This window comes from Arthrobacter sp. Hiyo1, assembly GCF_001263615.2.
Classification (GTDB): Bacteria; Actinomycetota; Actinomycetes; order Actinomycetales; family Micrococcaceae; genus Arthrobacter.
The window spans coordinates 8168-10932 of the sequence record NZ_DF952482.1; the positions used below are offsets into that span (position 1 = coordinate 8168).

Sequence of the window (2765 nt, forward strand, 5' to 3'; positions counted from 1 at the left end):
TGGACCGAACCCGTGCGCCACCAGCTCCAGACCTCTTCGGTGGCGAAGGGCAGGAACGGCGCGAACAGCCGCAACAGCGCATCCAGCGTGGTGGCAAGGGCAGCAAGCACGGATGCCTGCTCGGTCTCGCCGGCCGCACCGTAGGCGCGATCCTTGATGAGCTCCACGTAGTCGTCCGTGAACTGCCAGAAGAACGATTCCGTGATCTGCAGGGCGCGGGCGTAGTCGTAGTTGTCGAACGCCTTGGTGGACTGTGCCACGACATCGGCCAGCTGCGCGAGCAATGCCCGGTCTAAGGGGTTGCTCAGGACGGAAAGGTCCGCGCCGACCACCGAGTTCTCCGTGGCGCCCAGGTTCAACACGAACTTGGAGGCATTGAGCAGCTTGATGGCCAGGCGGCGCCCGATCTTCATCTGGGCGATCTCGTAGGCGGTGTCGGCGCCGAGCTTGGCCGAGGCGGCCCAGTAACGGACGGCGTCGGAGCCGAATTCGTTCAGGACGTCGGTGGGAACAACCACGTTGCCTTTGGACTTGGACATCTTCTTGCGGTCCGGGTCCAGGATCCAGCCCGAGATGGCGGCGTGCTTCCACGGCGCGCTGTCCTGCAGGGCATCTGCCCGGACAGCCGAGGAGAAGAGCCAGGTGCGGATGATGTCGTGGCCCTGCGGCCGGAGGTCGAAGGGGTAGACCTTGCCGAACAGTTCCTCGTCACGGCTCCAGCCGCCCACGATCTGCGGGGTCAGCGAAGACGTGGCCCAGGTGTCCAGGACATCCGCGTCGCCGATGAAGCCATTGGGCTGCTCGCGCTGGGACTCGTCGAAGCCGGGGGCCGCGTCCGCCGCAGGGTCCACGGGAAGGGACTCGTCGGACGGCAGGATCGGGTTCTCGTAGTCCGGGTAGCCCTGGGCATCCAGCGGGTACCAGGCGGGGATCGGCACACCGAAGAAGCGCTGGCGTGAAACGAGCCAGTCACCGTTCAGCCCGGAAATCCAGTTCTCGTAGCGGGAACGCATGAACGACGGGTGGAATTCGATCTCGTGTCCGCGCGCGATCAACCGCTCGCGGCGGTCCTCGTCCCGTCCGCCATTGCGGATGTACCACTGGCGCGAGGTGACAACTTCAAGGGGCTTGTCGCCCTTCTCGAAGAAGTTCACGGGTGCGTGATCTTCTTGGGCTCGCCATCCAGCAAATCGGCGGCGGCGAGAAGCTCGACCACCGCCTCCTTGGCAGAGAACGCAGTCTTGCCTGCGATCGCCGCGTAGGCTTCCTTGCCGGCGTCGGTGGTGATCCACTCGGGTGTCTCGGCGATGATGCGGCCGTCGCGGCCCATGATGGCGCGGGTGGGCAACTGCAGCTCGCGCCACCAGGTGACGTCGGTCAGGTCGCCGAAGGTACAGACCATGGCGATGCCGGAACCCTTGTCCGCCTTGGCGAGCGGATGGGCTTTGACCTCGAGTTCGACGTCGAACAGGGGAGACGTGACGGTCTTGCCGAACAGCGGCTGGTAGCGCTCGTCGTCGGGGTTCGCCACCAACGCGGCGCACGCGGCGAGGAGTTCCGGACGTGTTGTCTCGATGTAGATCTTCTCGCCGTCAGCGGTGAAGAAAGGGTAGCGGTAGTACGCGCCGGCAACCTCGCGGTCCTCGAGTTCGGCCTGCGCGACGGCGGTACGGAACGTCACGTCCCACAGGGTGGGGGCCTCGGCCATGTAGGCGTCACCGGCGTTCAGGTTCGCGAGGAAGGCACGCTGGGACACCGCACGGGAGGTGTCGTCGATGGTGCGGTAGGTGAGGTCCCAGTCAACGGACAGGCCGAGTGTCTGGAACAGGTTCTCGAAGACCTTTTCGTCTTCGACGGCGAGTTCCTCGCAGAGTTCGATGAAGTTCTGGCGCGAGACGACGTCGAAATCGCGCTGGTTCTTGGCCGGCTGTGCCGGCGGGCGGTAGTCGGCGTTGTAGGGAATGGCGGGATCGCAGCGAACGCCGTAGTAGTTCTGGACGCGGCGCTCGGTAGGCAGCCCGTTGTCGTCCCAGCCCATCGGGTAGAAGACGTTCTTGCCGGTCATGCGCATGTAGCGGGCCTGGACATCCGTCTGCGTGAACGAGAACATGTGGCCCACGTGGAGCGAACCGGATGCGGTGGGCGGGGGAGTGTCGATCGAGTAGACCTGCTCCCGGGTGGTGTCCGGGTTGAACTTGTAGGTTCCTTCGTCCAGCCAGCGCTGCGTCAGGGCAGCCTCGAGGCCTTCAAGGGCCGGCTTGTCGGGAACGTTGATGGGGGCGGTGGCGGGCGTGTCTGTACCCTGCGTTGATTCAGCCATGGGCCAATTGTTTCATGGCGCCCTTTGTTCCGCGGCACGCAGGGGTGCAGTAGCATGCGGGCCATGACGGAACTCAAGGACGTTTTGGTTATCAGGCGCATCTATGACGAAGCAGCGGACGACGACGGCTACCGGGTTCTGGTCGACAGGCTGTGGCCGCGAGGGGTATCCAAAGAACGCGCCCACCTGGATCTCTGGCTCAAGGAGATCGCTCCCTCGCCGTCCCTCCGTACCGAGTTTGCCATATGGAGGAGCGATTCGAGGACTTCCGCCGCTCGTACCAGGCTGAGCTGGAACAGAATCCCGCCGTGGAGCAGCTGCTGGAGCTGGCGGCCGCGGAAAAGCGCGTCACGCTGCTCTACGCGCCAGGGACCCTGAAATCAATCACGCCCGCGTCCTGCTGGAGTTCCTGCTGGGCGCCGGGAAGACGGACATATGACTACGC

Annotated in this window: 2 pseudogenes; one reads left to right on the plus strand and one right to left on the minus strand. The window is 64.8% G+C overall.

The annotated features are described in order from the left end of the window. A pseudogene (gene valS / locus AHiyo1_RS23645) lies at positions 1–2320 on the minus strand (valine--tRNA ligase); the annotation flags it as partial. A gap of 63 nt (positions 2321–2383) precedes the next feature. Here valS and AHiyo1_RS23650 point away from each other — a divergent pair. After that, positions 2384–2765: pseudogene (locus tag AHiyo1_RS23650) on the plus strand (DUF488 domain-containing protein); the annotation flags it as partial.